This is a genomic window from Allobosea sp. 2KB_26 (genome assembly GCF_052115715.1).
In the GTDB taxonomy this organism is placed as follows: Bacteria; Pseudomonadota; Alphaproteobacteria; order Rhizobiales; family Beijerinckiaceae; genus Allobosea.
Map to the genome: position 1 here is coordinate 334,709 of NZ_JBFRHE010000003.1, position 20,162 is coordinate 354,870.

Annotated in this window: 17 protein-coding genes and 1 pseudogene; 13 read left to right on the forward strand and 5 right to left on the reverse strand. The window is 66.6% G+C overall.

The genetic code is table 11. The features are described from left to right. Positions 1-80: 80 nt before the first annotated feature. Both AB4099_RS12340 and AB4099_RS12345 read right to left on the reverse strand, forming a co-directional pair. Positions 81-497 carry an FAD-dependent oxidoreductase gene (locus tag AB4099_RS12340; RefSeq protein ID WP_441478297.1) on the reverse strand — a complete coding sequence of 139 codons (417 nt, stop codon included), beginning with the start codon at positions 495-497 and terminating at the stop codon, positions 81-83. Positions 498-750: 253 nt separating this feature from the next. Then, positions 751-1,215 (reverse strand): annotated as a pseudogene (locus AB4099_RS12345) (FAD-dependent monooxygenase); the annotation flags it as partial. A gap of 57 nt (positions 1,216-1,272) precedes the next feature. Between AB4099_RS12345 and AB4099_RS12350 the strand changes: the two are divergent. After that, positions 1,273-1,695, forward strand: a complete 423-nt coding sequence (locus AB4099_RS12350; RefSeq protein ID WP_441478462.1) for a MarR family winged helix-turn-helix transcriptional regulator — start codon at positions 1,273-1,275, stop codon at positions 1,693-1,695. A gap of 192 nt (positions 1,696-1,887) precedes the next feature. Here the strand turns inward: AB4099_RS12350 and AB4099_RS12355 are convergent, their stop codons facing one another. Further along, complete coding sequence (locus AB4099_RS12355; protein ID WP_441478298.1) at positions 1,888-2,364, reverse strand: MarR family winged helix-turn-helix transcriptional regulator; 477 nt, start codon at positions 2,362-2,364, stop codon at positions 1,888-1,890. A gap of 147 nt (positions 2,365-2,511) precedes the next feature. Here AB4099_RS12355 and AB4099_RS12360 point away from each other — a divergent pair, with 147 nt between their 5' ends. The 9 genes from AB4099_RS12360 (at position 2,512) to AB4099_RS12400 (ending at position 12,529) form a co-directional block, all read left to right on the forward strand. Continuing rightward, positions 2,512-3,282, forward strand: a complete 771-nt coding sequence (locus tag AB4099_RS12360; RefSeq protein WP_441478299.1) for an alpha/beta hydrolase — start codon at positions 2,512-2,514, stop codon at positions 3,280-3,282. A 193-nt stretch (positions 3,283-3,475) separates the two neighbouring features. Then, positions 3,476-4,183 (forward strand): GntR family transcriptional regulator, encoded by a 708-nt coding sequence (locus AB4099_RS12365; RefSeq protein ID WP_441478300.1) that lies wholly within the window; start codon positions 3,476-3,478, stop codon positions 4,181-4,183. Positions 4,184-4,306: 123 nt separating this feature from the next. Further along, positions 4,307-5,269 carry a dihydrodipicolinate synthase family protein gene (locus AB4099_RS12370; protein ID WP_441478301.1) on the forward strand — a complete coding sequence of 321 codons (963 nt, stop codon included), beginning with the start codon at positions 4,307-4,309 and terminating at the stop codon, positions 5,267-5,269. Between the two features lie 87 nt (positions 5,270-5,356). Further along, positions 5,357-6,598, forward strand: coding sequence for an NAD(P)/FAD-dependent oxidoreductase (locus AB4099_RS12375; RefSeq protein ID WP_441478302.1), 1,242 nt, complete (start codon positions 5,357-5,359; stop codon positions 6,596-6,598). A gap of 12 nt (positions 6,599-6,610) precedes the next feature. After that, positions 6,611-7,612 carry a 4-hydroxyproline epimerase gene (locus AB4099_RS12380; protein ID WP_441478303.1) on the forward strand — a complete coding sequence of 334 codons (1,002 nt, stop codon included), beginning with the start codon at positions 6,611-6,613 and terminating at the stop codon, positions 7,610-7,612. 246 nt (positions 7,613-7,858) lie between these two features. Beyond that, the gene (locus AB4099_RS12385; RefSeq protein ID WP_441478304.1) at positions 7,859-8,683 is read left to right on the forward strand and encodes an inositol monophosphatase family protein; all 825 of its coding nucleotides are present in this window, start codon (positions 7,859-7,861) and stop codon (positions 8,681-8,683) included. A 57-nt stretch (positions 8,684-8,740) separates the two neighbouring features. Beyond that, positions 8,741-9,799: an ABC transporter ATP-binding protein gene (locus AB4099_RS12390; RefSeq protein WP_113516446.1), complete on the forward strand. Its 1,059-nt coding sequence runs from the start codon at positions 8,741-8,743 to the stop codon at positions 9,797-9,799. Continuing rightward, positions 9,796-11,436 carry an ABC transporter permease gene (locus tag AB4099_RS12395; protein ID WP_113516447.1) on the forward strand — a complete coding sequence of 547 codons (1,641 nt, stop codon included), beginning with the start codon at positions 9,796-9,798 and terminating at the stop codon, positions 11,434-11,436. The genes AB4099_RS12390 and AB4099_RS12395 overlap by 4 nt, the downstream gene beginning before the upstream one ends. Before the next feature lie 85 nt (positions 11,437-11,521). After that, positions 11,522-12,529 (forward strand): ABC transporter substrate-binding protein, encoded by a 1,008-nt coding sequence (locus AB4099_RS12400; RefSeq protein ID WP_441478305.1) that lies wholly within the window; start codon positions 11,522-11,524, stop codon positions 12,527-12,529. Positions 12,530-12,600: 71 nt separating this feature from the next. Here AB4099_RS12400 and AB4099_RS12405 read toward each other — a convergent pair whose 3' ends face one another. Beyond that, positions 12,601-13,233 carry a LysE family translocator gene (locus AB4099_RS12405; RefSeq protein ID WP_441478306.1) on the reverse strand — a complete coding sequence of 211 codons (633 nt, stop codon included), beginning with the start codon at positions 13,231-13,233 and terminating at the stop codon, positions 12,601-12,603. Positions 13,234-13,661: 428 nt separating this feature from the next. Here AB4099_RS12405 and AB4099_RS12410 point away from each other — a divergent pair, with 428 nt between their 5' ends. From AB4099_RS12410 to AB4099_RS12420, 3 genes are read left to right on the forward strand one after another with little or no spacing between them, the layout of a single operon-like run. Further along, positions 13,662-14,771 (forward strand): efflux RND transporter periplasmic adaptor subunit, encoded by a 1,110-nt coding sequence (locus AB4099_RS12410; RefSeq protein ID WP_441478307.1) that lies wholly within the window; start codon positions 13,662-13,664, stop codon positions 14,769-14,771. Positions 14,772-14,786: 15 nt separating this feature from the next. Continuing rightward, complete coding sequence (locus AB4099_RS12415) at positions 14,787-17,981, forward strand: efflux RND transporter permease subunit (protein WP_441478308.1); 3,195 nt, start codon at positions 14,787-14,789, stop codon at positions 17,979-17,981. 5 nt (positions 17,982-17,986) lie between these two features. Continuing rightward, entirely contained in the window at positions 17,987-18,637 is a 651-nt protein-coding gene (locus AB4099_RS12420) for a TetR/AcrR family transcriptional regulator (protein ID WP_441478309.1), read from the forward strand. Positions 18,638-18,880: 243 nt separating this feature from the next. Here AB4099_RS12420 and AB4099_RS12425 read toward each other — a convergent pair whose 3' ends face one another. Next, on the reverse strand, positions 18,881-20,158 hold the full coding sequence (locus AB4099_RS12425) for a c-type cytochrome (protein WP_441478310.1): 1,278 nt from the start codon (positions 20,156-20,158) through the stop codon (positions 18,881-18,883). Between the last annotated feature and the right edge of the window lie 4 nt (positions 20,159-20,162).

The following is a 20,162-nucleotide window of genomic DNA, read 5'->3' on the forward strand; positions in this document are numbered from 1 at the left end:
TCAGGTCGACTAAGATTAGGCGGAAGCTGCCGCTATCAACAGCGTCGCCTACTCGCGGCGTCAAGTCCGCCAGGAGCATGTCAGGCTTCGACCCGCTGGCGATAGTGCTCCAGAACGGTCGCGACGCCCTCGGCCGACACCGCACCAGCCAGTCCTTCGGCCGCACCTTCGGCGGCAGGTTTTGCCCGCCGCATCATCGCGGCTTCGTAAGTGGTAACCGCGCCCCATCCATCCCCACTCGTCAGCGCGTCTGCGACGTCGACGGCATCGGCGAGCGCCAGATTCACGCCCTCGCCGCCGAAGGGCGACATCAGATGGGCTGCGTCACCAAGCAAGGTCAGACCCACCCGACCTTGCCAGGAATGATCGATCGGCAACGCATAGAGCGGGCGGACGGCGATAAGGTCGCCACTGTCGATGAGATGGACGAGAGACGGCGCCCAACCTGCGAAACGATCGCGCAGCATTGCCCGGATGCGATCGTCGCCGAGCGACATCCAATCGTGCGCCTCCGCTTCGGGAAGACGCAAGCCCGCAGCGAATTTGGCGATGCCCGTTGCGCTGCGCGATCAACACCCGATTGTCGCCGACCGCGAACATCTTACCGCTGCCGACCACCCCATCGACGCCCGAATGGCGTTCGGCATCGAAACCGAACTCGACCAGCGTTACCCCCTCGTAAAGCGGCCGGGCGTCCGAGAGCAGAGGGCGGACGCGCGACCATGCGCCGTCCGCACCGATGACGATATCGAAGCGTTCGGAGCTTCCGTCGACGGCGACATCAAACCCACCCGCCGCGGTCGGTGTCACCGCCTCGACCTTGCTCGCCCAACGCACCGTCCTGGGCGCAAGCGAGCCGAGCAGGATCTGGCGCAAGGCGGTGCGGTCGACCTCCGGCCGATTGTCGCCGGCGCCGTCGCGGTCGAACAACAACACGCCGTTCGGGTCATAGAGCCGGTCGCCCTGATCCTCGGGCCGCGCCACGGCGCGGAACTCGGCTTCGAGCCCAGCCAGGGAGATAGCCTGCTGCCCGGTCTCGGCATGGAGATCGAGCGAACCACCTTGCGGCCGGTCAGTGGCATGGCGATCCCGTTCAAAGACCGCTGGCTCGAGCCCCCGCAACAGGAGGAGCCGGGCGAGCATCAACCCGCCGGGCCCGCCGCCGATGATCGCGATTTTCGGGTTGGTTGTCATGACATGATCCTCGATATACATAGGAACCTATACAATAACATAGGAACCTATGCAATGACATCCAAGGACTGGGACCCGATGGCCTATCCCGGCCACTATTTCAGCCGGATCGCGCGCAGTCTGGCCCGGATCGGTGATGTTCGCCTGGGTAAGATCGGGTTCGCCACCGCGCAGCTTCCGGTGCTGGCCGCCCTGAAGGACGGAGACGGCCGATCGCAAACGGAGCTCGCGCGCTGGGCAAAGGTCGAACAGCCGACGATGGCGCAGCTTCTCGCCCGCATGGAGCGCGACGGCATCATCCGCCGGGAGCCCGATCCGGCCGATCGCCGCAGCAGCCTGATCTCCCTGACGCGGGAGGCACGGGAGCGCCTGCCGGCGGGACGGGCGATCCTCCAGCAGAGCAATGAAGAGATGACGCGCGGCCTCTCTGCGGAAGACGTAGAGACGCTCGTGACCTTGCTCCGGCGCGTGCTCGGGAATCTCGAGGCGATGGAGCGATAGCGCCAGTCCACGAGCCTGCGCCAGTGGTGCCCCGGCCCGTCAGCCTGCTCGGGTCAGCCAACCGCGGACGGCCTCACCCGGATTGCGGCGAATTTCATCTCCACCCTGCTCGTGAATCGCTGATCTCATCCGCCATCGATCACGGCTTCGGCCTCAGCAGATCGTTCGGGAAACCGCCCCGCGGTCGCACGGTCATTCCGCGCCGCCCGCCCCGTCTGCCTGGCCGCCCCCGGTCGCGTCGCGCATGCCCTGGCGCAGGGCCTGGACGCGGCTGTTGAGCTCGATCATCTCGGGCACGGCAAAACCGGAATGGCGCAGGAGCGCATCGGTCAGGCAGCCCGTCTTCGGATGCAGGCTCCTGCCCTTCTCCGTGAGATGGACCTCGACCAGGCGCTCGTCGATGGTGCTGCGGCGACGGGCGAGAAAGCCGGCCGCCTCGAGCCGCTTGACCGCCGGCGTGATCGTGCTCGGCTCGAGCGCGAGGCGCTCGCCGATCGCCCCGATCGTCAGCCCGTCCCGCTCCCAGAGCGCGCTGAGCACGAGATATTGCGTATAGGTCACGCCGAGCGCGTCCAGCATCGGCTTGTAGACGCGCTGGATCGCCAGCGAGGCGGAATAGATCGAAAAGCAGAGCTGGCCGTCGAGCGGCAGCGTCGGGGCATCGGTCATCGGTATCCTCCAGCGGCAGGCCTTCCAGGCCCGCATCTCGAAAAACAATATCGCGATAAAGAAATCGCTTTACAAGGTCGGGCGACCTTTGTATTGAATTACATATCGCGATAATGATTATCGCAGAAACAGGAAGGAGCCACCATCATGACCAAGTCCCTGATCGCTGCCGCCGCCCTCTCCGCTACTGTTGCCCTCTCCGCCATCGTCGCCGGCACCAATGCCGAGGCCGCCCCTGCCGTGAAGAACGTCGTCCTCGTCCATGGTGGCTTCGTCGACGGCTCGGGCTGGCAGGGCGTCTACAACCTCCTTCGGAAGAAGGGTTACAGCGTCACTATCGTCCAGAACCCTACAACCTCGCTGGCCGATGATGTTGCCTTCACCAAGCGGGCGATCGCCCAGCAGGATGGCCCGGTCATCCTGGTCGGCCATTCCTATGGCGGTGTCGTCGTCAGCGAAGCCGGCACCGATCCGAAGGTCAAGGCCGTGGTCTACATCGCCGCCTTCGCGCCGGATCAGGGCGAGTCGGTCTCTTCGCTGATCGCCAACCCGCCTCCCGGCGCTGCCGTCCCGCCGATCCTGCCGCCCGTCGACGGCTTCCTCGCTCTCGACAAGGCCAAGTTCGCGGCCTCCTTCGCCGCCGATGTCGATGCCGACACCGCCGCCCTGATGGCGGACTCGCAGGTGCCCTGGGGCGTCGCGGCGCTCGCCGGCGCGGTCACCCATCCGGCCTGGAAGGTCAAGCCGAGCTTCTACCTCGTCGCCAGCGACGACCACATGATCCCGCCGCCCGCCCAGCGCCAGATGGCCACGCGCGCCGGATCCACCGTCGTCGAGACCAAGGGCAGCCATGCCGTCTATGTCTCGAAGCCCGCTGCCGTCGCCGAGATCATCGAAAAGGCCGCTGCGGCGCAGTGACGGGGGGCTGGACGGTCGCGCGGATCCGTCCCCATCGCCAACGACACGCAGGGCGGGCCCAGAGCGGGCCCGCCCATCGCGCTTTGGCCCTGCGCAGGGAGATGCGCTCCGTCGCGTGCGACAACGGCCCTTCGAAGCGATTGATCCGCCATGGCGCCGCCAGTATCCTTCTTGTCGACAAGAGGATCTGCCGATGAAGACGACGAAGCAATCTGCCGCCGCTCCCGAGCGCAAGCGCGGCTCGGGCGTCAAGGTCGTCTATGATCTGCTGCGGGACGAGATCCTCGACCTGGTGCTGCCGCCGGGCAGCCCGATCGACGAAGTCCAGCTCGCCGAGCGGTTCAAGATGTCGCGCACGCCCATTCGCGAGGCCCTGGTGCGGCTCGCGGGCGAAGGGCTGATCGATACGCTGCCCAACCGCTCGACGATGGTGTCGAACCTCGATTTCCTCAACATGTCGCCCTTCTTCGACGCCCTCGTGCTGATGTACCGGGTGACGACGCAGCTCGCGGCCCAGCATCATCGCCCGCAGGATCTGGTCACGATCCGCGCCCGGCAGAAGGAATTCGCCGCCGCCGTGCAGGCGCAGGACGCGCTCGCCATGATCGCGACGAATGCGGCGTTTCATTCCGCGATCGCCGAGGCCGGCCGCAACCCGTATTTCAACAGCCTGTTCAGCCGCCTGCTCGATGAAGGGCGGCGCTTCCTCAGGCTCTATTACCAGTCCTACGAGGACCGGCTGCCGCAGCGTTTCGTCGAGGAGCATGAAGCGATGATCGCCGCCATCGTCGCCCGGGACGTCGTCGCTGCCGAGCGCCTCGGCAAGGCCCATGCCGATCAGATCGTCCAGCAGATCCAGAAGCTTATGGTCGGCGACGAGCGCCTGGAGATTGCCCTTTAGGAAGCTCGCCTAATTCTTGTCGACAAATAATATGCAAACAGATATATCAGGACGCAGAGACGAGCGTCGTCGCCCTTGCGGCGCTGCGAACTCCACCATTCGGCAAGCCAGAAGGAGATCGACATGAAGGCCAAGATTTTCTCCGGTGTGATCCCCGCGCTGATGACCCCATGCAAGGCGGATCGGACCCCCGACTTCGATGCCCTGGTCCGCAAGGGCAAGGAGCTGATCGCTGAAGGCATGTCGGCGGTGGTCTATTGCGGCTCGATGGGCGACTGGCCGCTGCTCACCGACGCCCAGCGCATGGAAGGCGTCGAGCGCCTGGTGAAGGCGGGCATTCCGGTGATCGTCGGCACCGGTGCGGTCAACACCGCCTCAGCGGTGGCTCACGCGGCCCATGCGCAGAAGGTCGGCGCCCAGGGCCTGATGGTGATCCCGCGCGTCCTCTCCCGCGGCACCGTCCTTCTCGCCCAGAAGGCGCATTTCAAGGCGATCCTCTCGGCTGCTCCGGATCTGCCGGCAGTGATCTATAACAGCCCCTATTATGGCTTCGCGACGCGGGCCGACCTGTTCTTCGCCCTGCGGGCCGAGCACAAGAATCTCGTCGGCTTCAAGGAATTCGGCGGCCCGGCCGACATGCGCTATGCGGCCGAGACCATCACCAGCGGCGATGACGACGTCTCGCTGATGATCGGCGTCGATACCGCCGTCGTCCATGGCTATGTGAATTGCGGCGCAACGGGCGCGATCACCGGCATCGGCAATGTGCTGCCGAAGGAAGTGATCCATCTCTGCAAGCTCTCCCAGGCGGCGGCGGCCGGCGATGCCGAGGCGCGCCAGCGCGCGCTGGAGCTGGAACAGGCGCTCGGCGTGCTCTCCTCCTTCGACGAGGGTCCCGATCTCGTGCTCTATTTCAAGCATATGATGGTGCTGAAGGGGGCCAAGGAATACACCCTGCACTTCAACGAGACGGATGCCCTGACCGCGAGCCAGCGCGGCTATGCCGAGGCGCAGCTTGCGCTCTTCGACAGCTGGTATGCGGCCTGGAACACGCTTCCCGGCGCCGTCCAGAAATATGCCGCCTGAGGGCGGGTCTAAGGTCGGGCGTGGCGGCGGAACTGTCCGCGGCCACGCTGCGTCCGCTCGCCGATTGAGCCAAGCAGGTCTTCGTTGATGGCCGATCCCGATGTCATCGTCATAGGCGCCGGCGTCGTCGGCCTCTCCGCAGCGATCGCGGCGCAGGGGCGCGGCCTGTCGGTCATCGTGCTTGATCGCGAAGGACCCGCGGCCGGCGCGTCAGCCGGCAATGCCGGCGCCTTCGCCTTCACCGATATCCTGCCGCTCGCATCGCCCGGCATTCTCCGGAAGGCGCCGCACTGGCTTGCCGACCCGCTCGGGCCGCTCTCGGTGCCGCCGCGCTATGCCCTGCAGATCGCGCCCTGGATGTATCGGTTCTGGCGGGCCTGCTCGCCTGCGCGTGTCGCGCAATCCACGGCCGCGCAGACGGCCCTGATGGACCTGTCGAAAGCCGAGCTCGAGCCGCTGCTGCAGGCCACCGGCACCAGCTTCATGCTGCGCAAGGAGGGCAACCTCCAGGTCTATGAGAGCGAAGCCGAGCTGAAAGCCTCGCTTCCCGGCTGGCAGGCGCGGGAGAAGCATGGCGTCGCATTCCGCCATCTCGATGCCGCTGACATGGCCGAGATCCAGCCCGGGCTGGCGCCGCGCTTCACGCATGGCACCTTCACGCCTGGCTGGTACTCGATTGCCGATCCGAAGCTCTACACCCTGGCCCTCGCGGAGGCGTTTCGCAGCAAGGGCGGCGTGATCGAGCGTCTCGACGTCGCCGGCCTCACACCACTCGGCGACACCGTCGGGATCCATTCGCGCGACGGCGGCACACGCTGCGCGGCGCAGGTCGTGATCGCGGCGGGCGCCTTCTCGCATCTGATCGCCCGCAGCCTCGCCGAGCACATTCCGCTCGAAACCGAGCGCGGCTACAACACCACCCTCCCCTCCGATGCCTTCGATCTGCGCACGCAGATCACTTTTGGCGGGCACGGCTTCGTCGCCACCCGGCTCTCGACCGGCATCCGCGTCGGCGGCGCCGTCGAGCTCGGCGGCCTGAAGCTGCCACCGAACTTTGCCCGGTCCGACGCGATGCTGAAGAAGGCGCGCCTCTTCCTGCCGGGTCTCAAACCCGAAGGCGGCGTGCAGTGGATGGGCTTTCGCCCCTCGCTGCCGGACAGCCTGCCGGCGATCGGACGGGCGCGGGCCACGCCGCGCGTGATCCACGCCTTCGGCCACGGGCATCTCGGCCTGACCCAATCGGCAGGGACCGCCCGGCTCGTTGCCGATCTCTTGACCGGGCGCGAGCCCGCGATCGACCTTGCCCCCTTTTCCCCGCAGCGCTTCTGAAGGGCCCGGACCATGGCCAGCTACACCTTCTCCTGCATCGACGGACATACCTGCGGCAATCCGGTCCGCCTCGTCTCGGGCGGCGGCCCGCGGCTGGAAGGCGCCGACATGCTGGAGAAGCGCGCGCATTTCCTGCGTGAGTTCGACTGGATCCGCACCGGCCTGATGTTCGAGCCGCGCGGGCACGACATGATGTCGGGCTCGATCCTCTATCCGCCGACCCGGCCGGATTGCGACGTCGCCGTGCTCTTCATCGAGACCTCCGGCTGCCTGCCGATGTGCGGCCACGGCACCATCGGCACGATCACCATGGGCATCGAGAACGGCCTGATCACCCCGCGCGAGCCGGGCAAGCTCTCGATCGATGCGCCCGCCGGCAAGGTCGACATCACCTATCGCCAGGAGGGTCGCTTCGTCGAGGAGGTGCGGCTGACCAATGTGCCCGGCTTCCTCGCGGCCGAGGGCCTGACGGCGGAGGTCGAAGGGCTCGGCGAGATCGTCGTCGACGTCGCCTATGGCGGCAATTTCTATGCGATCGTCGAGCCGCAGAAGAACTTTCGGGATATGGCCGACCATACCGCCGGCGAGCTCGTCGGCTGGTCGCCAAAACTGCGCGCCGCACTGAATGCCAAATACGAGTTCGTCCACCCCGAGCATCCGCAGATCAGGGGCCTGAGCCATATCCAGTGGACGGGCAAGGCGACGAAGCCGGAAGCGCATGCGCGCAATGCCGTGTTCTATGGTGAGAAGGCGATCGACCGCTCGCCCTGCGGCACCGGCACCTCGGCGCGCATGGCGCAGCTCGCGGCCAAGGGCCAGCTCAAGGTCGGCGACGAGTTCGTGCACGAATCGATCATCGGCTCGCTGTTCAAGGGCAGTGTCGAGGCGGCGACCACCGTCGCCGGCAAGCCTGCCATCATCCCCTCCATCGCCGGCTGGGCCCGGATGACCGGCATCAACACGATCTTCATCGACGATCGCGACCCCTTCGCCCACGGCTTCGTCGTCACATAAGGTCCGAAACGACTGAGCGCGGCCTCGGGTGAAAGCCGCGCTGGCCGCGCGCCTGCTTCCCGGCTAACAAGTTTTCGCGGGGTGACGGGCTGCCGCGCGACGCCGAATCGCCCCTTCCAAGGGTCGCAGCGCGCGGCATGGCCGCTTTTGGCGGAGCATGCCCCACTCCCAAGCGTTCGCGCCGCCCAATTCCATAGTCGGCGAAACAAAATACTTATTGTATTTTTCTTGTATCATGACATTCTGATGACATCTCGAACCGGTGGTGAGGCGGGGATGCGCTCCAAGGAAGAGGAAGACAGCTGGCTCGCCTTCGCCTGGCAATTGGCGCAGGAGAGCGGCAGCATCCTGCGGGAGGCGGCAACCGTCCGGCCCGATGTCGAGGTCAAGCCCGACCGCAGCTTCGTCACCGCGCTCGATGCGCGCATCGAACGGCGCCTGCGCGAGCGCATCGCCGATCGCTTTCCCAGCCATGGCATCATCGGCGAGGAGGAAGCCTCTGCCAATTCCGATGCCGACCTGGTCTGGGTGCTCGATCCGATCGACGGCACCGCTGCCTTCATCGCCGGACTGCCGGTCTATGGCACGCTGATCGCGCTGATGCGCGAGGGCGAGCCGATCATCGGCATCATCGACCATCCCGTCACCGGCGACCGCTGGATCGGCGTCAAGGGCCGGCCGACCCTGCATAATGGCACCCCCTGCCGCACCCGCGCCTGCGGCGCGCTGGATGAGGCCATCCTCTCCGCCAGCAATCCCGATTTCTTCGATGATGAGGAGCGCCCGGCGCTCGACGCCATGCGCGCCGCGACCGCCTGGCGCATCTGGGGCGGCGCCTGCATGAGTTTTGGCCTGCTGGCGAGCGGGCGAACCGATGCCGCCTTCGACACCCGAATGAAGCTCTGGGACTTCGCGCCCTTCCGCCCGATCATCGAGGGTGCCGGCGGCGTCATTACCGACTGGGAGGGCCAGCCGCTCACCCACAAGACGGGCAAGCGCATCATGGCGGCGGGCGATCCCGAGCGCCACCGCGAGATGCTGCGGCTCGTCGAGACCAGCATGAAACACTGAGCCAACCCGCTCCGAGACGGCGCCGATCCGCCGGAGTTCCAGCACTGAGGGGGAGACATGGGTATCGCGATCGAGAATCTGGCCGTCGCCTATGGCGGCCAGCGCGTCATCGACGGGCTCGAACTGACGATCGAGCCGGGCTCATTCTTCACCCTGCTCGGCCCCAGCGGCTGCGGCAAGACCACCCTGCTGCGCACGATTGCCGGCTTCGTCCCGGCCGAGCGCGGGCATCTGCGCTTCGGCGGCACCGAGGTGACGCATCTGCCGCCGCATAAGCGCGATATCGGCATGGTCTTTCAGGACTACGCACTGTTCCCCGACAAGACCGTGTTCGACAATGTCGCCTATGGCCTGCGCGCCCGCAAACAGGCGGAGGGCGTGATCAAGAGCAAGGTCCAGGCCGCACTGGAGCGCGTCGGCCTCGGCCATCTCGGCCAGCGCCATCCGGCCGCGCTGTCAGGCGGCCAGCGCCAGCGCGTCGCGCTGGCGCGTGCCCTCGTCATCCAGCCGCAGGTGCTGCTGATGGACGAGCCGCTCTCCAATCTCGATGCCAAGCTGCGCCTGCAGGTGCGCGAGACCATTGTCGAGCTGCAGCGCGAGGCGAAGATCACCACGGTCTTCGTCACCCATGACCGGGAGGAGGCGCTGGCCATGTCCGACCGCATCGGCGTGATGAACCAGGGCCGGCTGGAACAGGTCGGCACCGCCGCCCAGATCTATCGCGAGCCCCGCACCAGCTATGTCGCGGACTTCGTCGGCGGCGCCAATCTGGTCGAGGTCGAGACGATGGCGCGCCAGGCCGGCGAGACCGGCCCGGTCGTGCTCGACGGCACGGCGATCGCGGCCCGTGCGCCTGCGGCGCTTGCAGCCGGCCGCGCGACGCTGGTGGCGCGTCCGGAGGACATCCTGCTCGCCGAGCCTGGCACTGCGGGCACCCTGCCCGGCCGCATCGCCCACCGGCAATATCTCGGCGGCAAGACGAGCTACAAGGTCGTGCTCGATAGCGGGCGGGTGCTGGCGGTCGATCTCCAGAGCGGCGCCCATGACCGGTTCGAGCCCGGCGCCAAGGTCGGCCTCGGCTTCGATCCGGCCCGGACGCTGGTGCTCGCATCATGAGCCGGCAGTTCCGCTCGGTCTGGTTCTGGTTCTCGGCGCTCGCGCTCGGGATCCTGGCCGTGTTCCTGCTCTATCCCCTGCTCAGGGTGCTGACCGGCAGCCTGGGCAGCGGCAGCCATAGCGGCTGGGCGCTGCTCGCAGCCGACCCGAAATATTTCGCCGCCATCCTCAACACCATCGTGCTCGGCGTCGCCGTCACCCTGACGACGACGCTGATCGGCGTGCCGCTCGCCTATTTCACGGCGCGCTTCGAATTCCCGGGCAAGTCGATCGTCGCGGTGCTGCCGCTGATCACGCTGGTCATCCCGGAGGTCATCGCGGCCCAGACCTGGCTGATGATGCTCGGCAATAACGGCTTCATCACCCGCTATCTCGGCGCGCGCGGCATCGACATCCCGAGCTTCTACGGCTGGCCCGGCCTGATCACGGTGATGACCTTCACCTACTACACCTACATCTATATCGGCACGCTCGCCGCCATCCGCGGCTTCGATGTCCAGCTCGAGGAAGCGGCCCAGAGCCTCGGCACCTCGCCGGCGCGCTCGCGGCTGCGCGTGATGCTGCCCGTGGTCCTGCCCTCAGTGCTGGCGAGCGCGCTTCTCGTCTTCACCCTCGTCGTCGGCAATTTCGCGACCGCGACCATTCTGGGCAGCCGCGTGCCGCTGCTCTCGGTGCTGACCTACCAGGCGGCGGTCGCCGAGGGCGGCTCCGACCCCGTGATGCAGTCGACGCTGGCGACCGTTTCGATCGCGCTCGTGATGATCGTGCTCTTTGTGCAGCGCTGGATCGTCTCGCGCGGCCGCCACGAGGTCACGCAGGGGCGCGGCGCCAGGGCGGAGCGGCTGCGCGGCCTGCCCGGTCTCTTCATCGGCCTGCTCGCCGGACTGCTCGTCGTCGTCTCGCTGCTGCCGCTCGGCTCGATCGTGATCGGCGCCTTCACCGTCTCGCGCGGCCCGGTGATGCGCTGGGGCGAATGGACGACGGCGCATGTCGAGCGGCTGGTGCGGATCGCGCCCGATCCGGTGCTGAACACACTGGCCTATTCCGCGGTCGCCACCGTGATCGGCATCACCTTCAGCGCGCTCGTCAGCTATCTCATCGTCAAGAAGCGCAACATCCTGACGCCGGCGCTGGATTACCTGACGGCGCTGCCGCTGGCGCTGTCGGGCACGATCATCGGCCTTGGCCTGGTCATGTCCTTCAACACCGGCTTCCTGCCGCTGACCGGGACCGCCAGCATCATCGTGCTCGCCTATGTCGTGCGCCGCCTGCCCTTCGGCATCCGCAACTCCTCCTCGACGCTCTACAATATCCCGAACTCGATCGAGGAGGCCTCGGTCAGCCTCGGCGTGCCGCCGGTCGCGACCTTCTTCAAGGTCGTGCTGCCGCTGATGCTGCCGGCCGTTGCGGCGGCAGCCGTGCTGACCTGGACGACCACCGTCGCCGAGCTCTCGGCCTCGATCATCGTCTATTCCGGCGGGCGCGAGACCATGCCGATCCAGATCTACAAGCTGATCGATTCCAATCTGATGGCCTCGGCCTCGGCCTATGGCCTCGTGCTGGTCGCAGTGATCCTGATCCCGATCATCGTCGCGACCCGCGTCTTCAAGATCGACCTGTTCTCGTCGAAGGCCTGAACGGTTCCAGCACACGACAAAGCCGGGCCGGCTCCGCCTCGCCGCCCGGATATCCCAAGGGGAAGGCGGAGAGAAAGGAACGACCATGACAAACCTGATCGACCGCCGCACCGTGCTGGCCGGGCTCGCCGGCCTTGCGGCCGCGCCGGCCGTACCGGCCCTGGCTCAGGGTGCTGCGGGCACCGTCGTGCTCTACACCTCGAACAATGCCCAGGCCGTGGACGCGGTGCTCGGCGTCGCCAAGGACAAGCAGGCAAAACTCAAGATCAGCACGATCACCGGCGGCTCCGGCCAGTTGCTGCGCCGGATCGAGGCCGAGGCCGCCAAGCCCCAGGCTGATCTGTTCTGGAGCTCGAGCGCCAATACGCTCGGCGCCTTCAAGCCGCTCTTCGAGCCCTATGCCTCGCCGGAAGCAGCCGCCATTCCGGCCGCGCTGCGCCAGCCGGAAAATCTCTGGACGGCCTCGAACGTCCATCTCGTCGTGGCCATGGTCAACAAGAACCAGCTCGGCGGCAAGCCGGCGCCGAAGACCTGGAAAGAGCTGCTCGACCCGGCCTTCAAGGGCAAGATCATCATCGCCGATCCCGCCAACAGCTCGACCGCCTATACGATCCTCTGGGGCGTCGAGAAGCTGCTGGGACCGGACGGGCTGAAGGCGCTCGCCGCGACCCTGACCGTCTCCAGCGCCGCCTCGACGGTGCTGCGCAGCGTCGGCCAGGGCGAATACCCGATCGGCCTGACCTTCGAGTCGAATGCCTATGCCTATGTCGCCGGCGGCCAGCGCGAGATCTCGCTGGTCTATCCCAGTGAGGGCACTTTCAGCACGCCGGAATTCCAGGTGCTGATCAAGGGCGCACCGGGCGGCGCCACGGCAAAGGCCGCCTATGACCTGATGCTGTCGAAGGAGGCCCAGATCGCGCTGCTGGAGAACGCCTTCCGCCGGCCGAGCCGCAGCGACATCGACGTCTCCAAACATGTCGAGCTGCCGGCGATGGACAGCGTCAAGGTCTTCGGCATCGACGAGGACGAAGCCGCCGCCAAGCGCGACGAGTTCCTGAAGCGCTGGCAGTCCTTCGCGAGCGCCGCGAAGTAGGGGTAAAAGCTCCCCTCTCTTGAAAACGCCCGGCCACGGTTTCCGCGGCCGGGCGTTTTCGTGCCTCGCGTTCAGTTCCTGGCGCCGAGCGCGAGACGGCAGGCGAGCCCCGCGAACACGCTCGCGAGCAGATACTGGGGCAACCTGGGAAAGCGGAGCCGGCCAGCCAGCAGGCTACGGAGCCGGGTGCCGAGCAGGATCACCGCGCCGTTCACGAGAAAGCCGATGCCGTTGATGATGGTGGCGAGCACCAGCATCTGCGCCACCATCGAGCCGCCTTCGGGCGTCACGAATTGCGGAAACAGCGCCAGGACGAAGAGCGCCATTTTTGGATTGAGCAGATTGGTCGCCAAGCCCTCGCCAAGAATCCGCCGCCCCGAGAGCCGTTTCAGCGTCGCTGTCGGGGAAAAGCCCGTCCCGTCCGCGCGCAAGGTCTTCCAGGCGAGAGAGAGCAGATAGGCGCAGCCGGCCCAGCGCAGGATCTCATAGGCGACGGGCACGGTCAGGAAGAGCTGGGAGAGCCCGAGAGCGGCGGCCAGCGCGTGGCAATAGGTGCCGAGCGCAATGCCGGCATAGGTCAAAAACCCGGCGCTTCGCCCCTGGCTGATGCTGCGCGACGCAATCAGCAGCATGTCGGGGCCGGGCGTGGCGGTGAGCACCAGGCAGGCGGCGGCAAAGAGCATGAGGGTGGAAAGGTCCGGCATCGCAAAATCCTTAAAAAGGGAGCCGGAATTCCGCTCTATCAGGATTCGGCGATCGGGCAAGGCGCCCTCCCCGGTGCGACCGGCGCCAGCGGCAGATCGAACGCGCGCGGCGATATCGGGCTCACCGTCAGCGCGCTCATGACCACGCTCGAGCTGACGCGCGGTGCGCGCGATGGCCCCTTTCAGCGAACACTGACACTTCGCGGAGACCGCCCCCGAACGCGGCGAGCGCCGGGACGGCCCAGCGGAAGGCCACGCCTCGACGATAATCAGATGACGAACAACGTGTGACGAATATTGACATTCGTCAGATGTTAGCCGATGATCTTCGCGCTAACGGTGTTCCCGAAGGTGCGATCGGCGCGTCAAACCCGCGATCCAAACCCTCCGCAGCACCCTGTCCGGCCTCACAACAGTTCGAGGGCGCCATGCGCGGATCACCACTGCTTTCCACCGTCTTTCGCGCCACCTCCATTGCGGGGCTCGCCGCGGTGCTCGCCGGTTGCGGGCCTTCGGACGGCGCAGAGCGCGCCGAAACTCACGACCAAGCCCGCCCCGTCCTGGCTCCGGCCGTCGCCTTCGAGCCAAGGACCGGCGAGCGCAGCCTCGTCGGCGTCATTCGTGCCCGCGTCGAAAGCGATCTTGGCTTCCGCGTGCAGGGGAAGGTCGCCAAGCGGCTCGTGACTGTCGGGGACGTGGTCCGGGACGGAGACGTGCTCGCCACGCTCGACGAGGCCGATTTCGGGCTCCAGGTCGCGCAGGCCGAGGCGGAACGCGCGGCAGCGGCCGCCAGCCGGGCGCAGGCCGAGGCCGATTTCGATCGCGCCAGGTCGCTGATCAAGCAGGGGTGGACGACGGCCGCCACGCTCGACGCCAGGCGCGCCGCTTCGGAAGAGGCGCGGAGCCGCCTCGCCCGCGCCGAGCGTGCGCTCGACCTCGCGAAGAACGCCTCGTCCTACGCCGTCCTGCGCGCCGACGCGAACGGTGTCATCACGGCGACTGCGGTCGAGCCCGGCCAGGTCGTCCAGCCGGGATACGCAGCGATCCGGCTTGCCCGCACAGCAGAAAAGGAAGCCGTCGTGGCGATCCCGGAGGCCTCGGTCGAACGCGCGCGACAGGCGAAAGCCGTCGTAACGCTTTGGTCGAATGCCGGGGTCCGCTATGGCGCGACCTTGCGGGAACTGTCGCCTGCCGCCGACGCCGCGACGCGGACCTATCTCGCGCGCTTTCCGGTCGCTGCAGCAGGCCCGGAAGTGCAACTCGGCATGACGGCGACCGTAACCCTGACCGATTCCGATCCCGAGCGCATCGTTCGCCTGCCGCTGACAGCGCTCGTCAACCAGGGTGCTGGGCCGTCGGTGTGGACCGTCGGTCCGGACGGAAAGCTCGCAGCCAAGCCGGTCACCGTCGCCGTCTACGAAGCGAAGGACGTGATCGTCTCTGCCGGGCTCGCGGAAGGCGACCGCGTGGTCCTGCTTGGCGCGCAGAAGCTTGACGCCGGTCTGACGGTTCGCGCCGTCGATCAATTCTCATTCTGAGAAGGCCAGGACGCCATGAAGGAATTCAACCTTTCGCGCTGGGCTGTCGAGCACCGCGCGCTCGTCCTCTTCCTGATCATCGTGATCGCGGTAGCGGGAACGTTGTCTTTCATGCGGCTCGGGCGTTCGGAGGATCCGAACTTCACGATCAAGGACGCCGTGCTGACGGCGGTGTGGCCAGGCGCCACCGCGCGCGAGATGCAGGACCAGGTCGCCGACCCCATCGAAAAGAAGCTCCAGGAGCTGGCCTATTTCGACAAGGTGCAGACCTATGTGAAGCCGTCCTTTGCGGCCATGCAGATCTCGTTCAAGGACAGCACTCCGCCGGCCGAGGTCGCGGGCCTGTTCTATCAGCTCCGCAAGAAGATGGACGATGTCCGGCCCTCCCTGCCGGCGGGCGTGATCGGCCCCAACGTCAATGACGAGTACGGCGATGTCGACTCGATCCTCACGATGCTGACAGGCGACGGCGCAGACTACGCTCAGCTCAAGAAGGTCGCCGATGCGTTGCGGCAACGGCTGCTCCGGGTTCCCGGCGTCGCGAAAGTGAACATCTACGGCGTCCAGCAGGAGCGCATCTATGTCGAGTTCAGCCATGCCAAGCTGGCGACGCTCGGCGTGGCGCCGCAGGCGCTCTTCGACTCGCTTGCCCGCCAGAACGACGTGACGCCCGCCGGGACCGTCGAGACGAACGCGCAACGCATTCCGCTTCGCGTTACCGGAGCGCTCGACGGCGTCAAGGCGGTGGCCGAAACCCCGGTCGATGCAGGAGGACGCACCTTCAGGCTGGGCGATATCGCAACCGTGACGCGCGGCTTCGTCGACCCACCGACCTTTCTTGTCCGCCAACGCGGCGAACCCGCACTCGGCGTGGGCGTCGTCATGGCGCGCGGCGCCAATATCCTGAATTTCGGCAAGGACGTCGCCGCCGCGACCCGTGCGTTCCAGTTGGACGTGCCGCAGGGGGTCAAGTTCGAGCAGATTGCCGACCAGCCCGAGATCGTCGAGGAGTCGATCTTCGAGTTCGAGCGCTCCTTCGTGGAAGCGCTCGCCATCGTGCTCGGTGTCTCCTTCCTCTCGCTTGGCTGGCGCACGGGAATCGTGGTCGCGCTTTCGGTGCCGCTGGTGCTCGCCGCGACCTTCGTCGTCATGTACATGCTCGGCATGGACCTGCACCGGATCACGCTCGGTGCGCTGATCATCGCGCTCGGGCTGCTGGTCGACGATGCCATCATCGCGGTTGAGATGATGGTGGTGAAGATGGAGCAGGGCTACGACCGCATCCAGGCCGCAGCCTTTGCCTGGCGATCGACCGCCTTCCCGATGCTGACTGGCACCGCGGTCACCGTCGCGGGTTTCCTGCCCGTCGGCTTCGCGAAGTCAGGTGCGGGCGAGTATGCCGGAGGCATCTTCTGGGTCGTCGGTATCGCGCTCGCCCTGTCCTGGATCGTAGCGGTGGTCTTCACGCCCTATCTCGGGGTCCTGCTGCTGCCGTCGTCGCTGTCCAAGGGCGGCGCACATGCAGATCCCGACGCGATCTACGATACCCGCCTGTACCGCGCCCTGCGCCGGGCGATCCAGACCTGCGTGCGTTGGCGGCTGACGACGGTCGTCGTCACGGTCGGCATCTTCGCTGTTTCAGTCGTCGGCTTCGGCTTCGTCCAGCAGCAATTCTTTCCGTTGTCGGAGCGCAAGGAGCTGTTTCTTCAGCTCCGTCTTCCCGAGGGCTCGTCGATCGGAGCCACATCCGGCGTCGTCGCCGAGGCCGAGACGCTGATCGGTCAGTCCGATCCCGACATCCAGACCTTCACGGCCTATGTCGGCCAAGGCTCCCCGCGTTTCTGGCTCGGCCTGAATCCGACGTTGCCGAACGAGGCCTTCGCCGAGATCGTGATCCTGACGAAGTCGATCGAGGGCAGAGAGCGCGTCAAGTCGCGTCTCGATGCCGCGATCGGCGCCGGCGCCTTGACCCAGGCGCGCGCGCGCGTCGACCGCTTCTCCTTCGGACCGCCTGTCGGCTTTCCCGTCCAGTTCCGCGTGATCGGCCCGGACCCGATGAAGGTGCGCGAGATCTCCTACCAGGTCCGCGACGCCGTTCGCACCAACAAGAACGCGGTCAACCCGCATCTGGACTGGAACGAGATGTCGCCCTCGGTGAGGCTGGTGGTCGATCAGGAACGGGCCCGTGCCCTTGGGCTGAACGTGCAGGACGTCTCGCAGACGCTGCAGACCCTCGTCTCCGGGGCGACCGTTACGACCGTTCGCGACGGCGTCGAGCAGGTCGCGGTGGTCGCGCGGGCTGGCGAAAGCGAGAGGCTGGATCTCGGCCATATCGGCGACCTGACCATCGTCGCCCGTAACGGCGTCGCCGTTCCGCTCTCCCAGGTGGCGAGGCTCGACTATGTCCATGAGGATCCGATCCTGCGGCGGCGCAATCGCGACACCGTCATCACCGTGCGCGCCGACGTGGTGGACGGTGTCCAGCCGCCGGATGTGACGGGGCAGATCCTGCCGCGCCTGCAGTCGATCAAGAATGGCCTGGAGCCTGGCTACCGTATCGAGACAGGAGGCGCAGTCGAGGAGTCGGAGAAGGCGAACGCCGCGCTGTTCGTGCTCTTCCCCATCATGTTTCTCGCGATGCTGACCCTGTTGATGATCCAGCTGCAGAACTTCTCCCGCCTGGCCCTGGTCTTCATGACGGCTCCGCTTGGCCTGATCGGGACATCGGCAGGTCTCAATCTCGCCCACCAGCCCTTTGGCTTCACCGCGCTGCTGGGGCTGATCGCACTCGCCGGCATGATCATGCGCAATACGCTCATCCTCGTCGACCAGATCGAGAGCGACGTCGCATCGGGATCGCACAGCCGGCGCGAGGCGATCGTCGACGCGACGGTCAGGCGGGCGCGCCCCGTGGTGCTGACGGCGCTTGCGGCGATCCTGGCCATGATCCCGCTGTCGTCGAGCGCATTCTGGAGCCCGATGGCCGTCACCATCATGGGCGGGCTCTTCGTCGCGACCTTTCTCACGATCCTGTTCTTGCCGGCGCTCTACGCGCTATGGTTCCGCAAGTCGCTGGATGAGCGTGGCGCGCCGGCAGGGCCGGAGCCAGTCACGCTTGTGCCGAGTTTCGCGACCTCGGTTGCCCATCAGATCATCGGACCGGCATCGTATCCGGCTCGACGATCGAACCTCACGACTGTCTCGGAGTAGCCTTGGTGACACATCCATCCCGTTACACGGCGCGCGTGACTGCCCAGAGCGAGAACGCGAGCCGCCGGCAGGACAACATCGAGCCGCTGCAGGAGATTCTCGCGGTCGCCCGGCGGCTCTTCACGACCATTGGCTACCAGAAGACCACGGTCGCCGAGATCGCGGCCGAACTCGGCAAGAGCCCGGCCCATGTCTACCGCTTCTTTGACAGCAAGAGGGCCATCAACGAGGCCGTCGCCGAGCTTCTGCTGGGTCAGATTGGCGACGAGCTCGCGGTGATCGCCGCCGGACAATCGTCCCCTTCCGAGCGTCTTGCCGCCTTCCTGCTTGCGCTCTCCGAGCTCAGCGAGCGGCATTTCATGACCAATAGCCGCGTGAACGACATGGTCGAGGACGCGATGGCTGAAAGCTGGGGCGTCTGTCTTCGCTACATCCAGCGCGTCGAAGGCATGATCAGGACAATCGTCGAGGACGGCCAGGCTTCAGGCGATTTCAGCATCGAGGATGCGGCAGCCGGCGCAGCCTGTGTGAAGACGACCATGGTCTGCTTCATGCACCCGACGATGATGGCGCTGAGCGCGGAGCATGCGAGGCCCGAGATCGGACAGGTCATCGCCTATGCGCTGCGGGGGCTCGGAGCCAAGCCAACTCGCTGAGGACCGCTGCCCGCCTCGGCCTATACGCCCGGTTCGTCGCCCGCAGATTGCGCAGGCTCGGCCCCGAGCCCGCGCCTCATTCCGGCGAAACAGTCTAGATCACCGGACCGGATATCGTATCCAGTCCGATGATCTAACCTCCTGTGTTTGCATCGGCTTTCCCCGAAAACCGCAATCCACTTTTCGGGCCGATGCTCTAAGCCTTTCGCGACAGGGCGACCATCCCTGCACCCCGCTGACCGATCAGCGCAGCCGCCTTACCTCGTCCACTGTCACGGTCGGCTTCTGGCCGCCCCAGTTCGCCCGCAACCAGTTGGAGAGGTCGGCGACCTCCTGGTCGGTGAGCTGCGCGGCAAAGCCCGGCATGGGCTGCATCCGCTCGAGCCCGGGGAAGCGCTGGGCCGGGATGCCGGAGAGGATGACCCGGTTCAGGTTGCGCGCATCCGCCAGGCGCAGCGAGGCGTTGGTCGCCAGCGGCACCACGACATGCGGGATGCCTTCGCCATCGACGCCATGGCAGCTGGCGCAGACGGCGAGATAGGTAGAGCGGGCAGAAGCTGCGGTGGCGGCCGGAACCGCAACCGGCTGTGGCGGCGCCGGCGGGGTCGCGCGCTCCGGCAGTGTGTCGAGGTCGAACAGATAGGCCGACATCGCCGCAAGGTCATCAGTGCTCAGATATTGCGTCGAGAAATGCACGACCTCGAACATCTGGTTGGTCATGGCGCCCTGCGCCGAGATGCCCGATTTCATGAAGCTTGCGAAGACCAGCGGATCAAAACCCATGCGCGTCAGCCCGGCCTTGGTGATGTCGGGCGCGACCACGCCTTCCAGCTCCGCGCCCTGGAGATAGGCGCTCTCCTTCATGCCCATCGTCAGGTTGCGCGGCGTATGGCATTCGCCGCAATGGGCGAGCGCGTCGGTGAGGTAGCGGCCGCGGTTCCAGACCTCCGAACGCCCGGCCACCTCCGTCCTGGTGTCGCTCGACAGGTTGACGAGGTTCCAGAAGGTCAGCCCCCGGCGGATATTCGTGGGGAAAGGCAGATGGTTGACGCGGTTTACCACCTTCATCGGCTCGCGGCTCATCAGGTAGGCGTAGACCGCGTCGACATCCCCCGCCGTCAGCTTGCGATAGGAGGCGTAGGGCATCGCCGGATAGAGATGGCCGTTCTTGCCGACACCGTCACGCACCGCGCGGTGGAACTCTGCGCGCGTCCAGGCGCCGATGCCATGCTCCTTGTCGGGCGAGATATTGGTGGAGTAGATCGTCCCGAACGGCGTCTCGAAGGGCAGCCCGCCGGCCCAGGGCGCGCCGCCCTTGGTGACATGGCAGGCATAGCAATCGGCGGCGACGGCGACATAGGCGCCGCGCTTGACGAGCGCTTTCATCTGCTCAGGCGTCAGCGGCTGCTCGATCTCCCGGGACACGACGCTGCGCTCCAACAGGCCGAGGAAGACGGCTCCTGCTGCGAGCGCACCGATGAAGGCGACCGCCAGGACGGCCAGAAGCAGCTTCCTCGCCATGCGC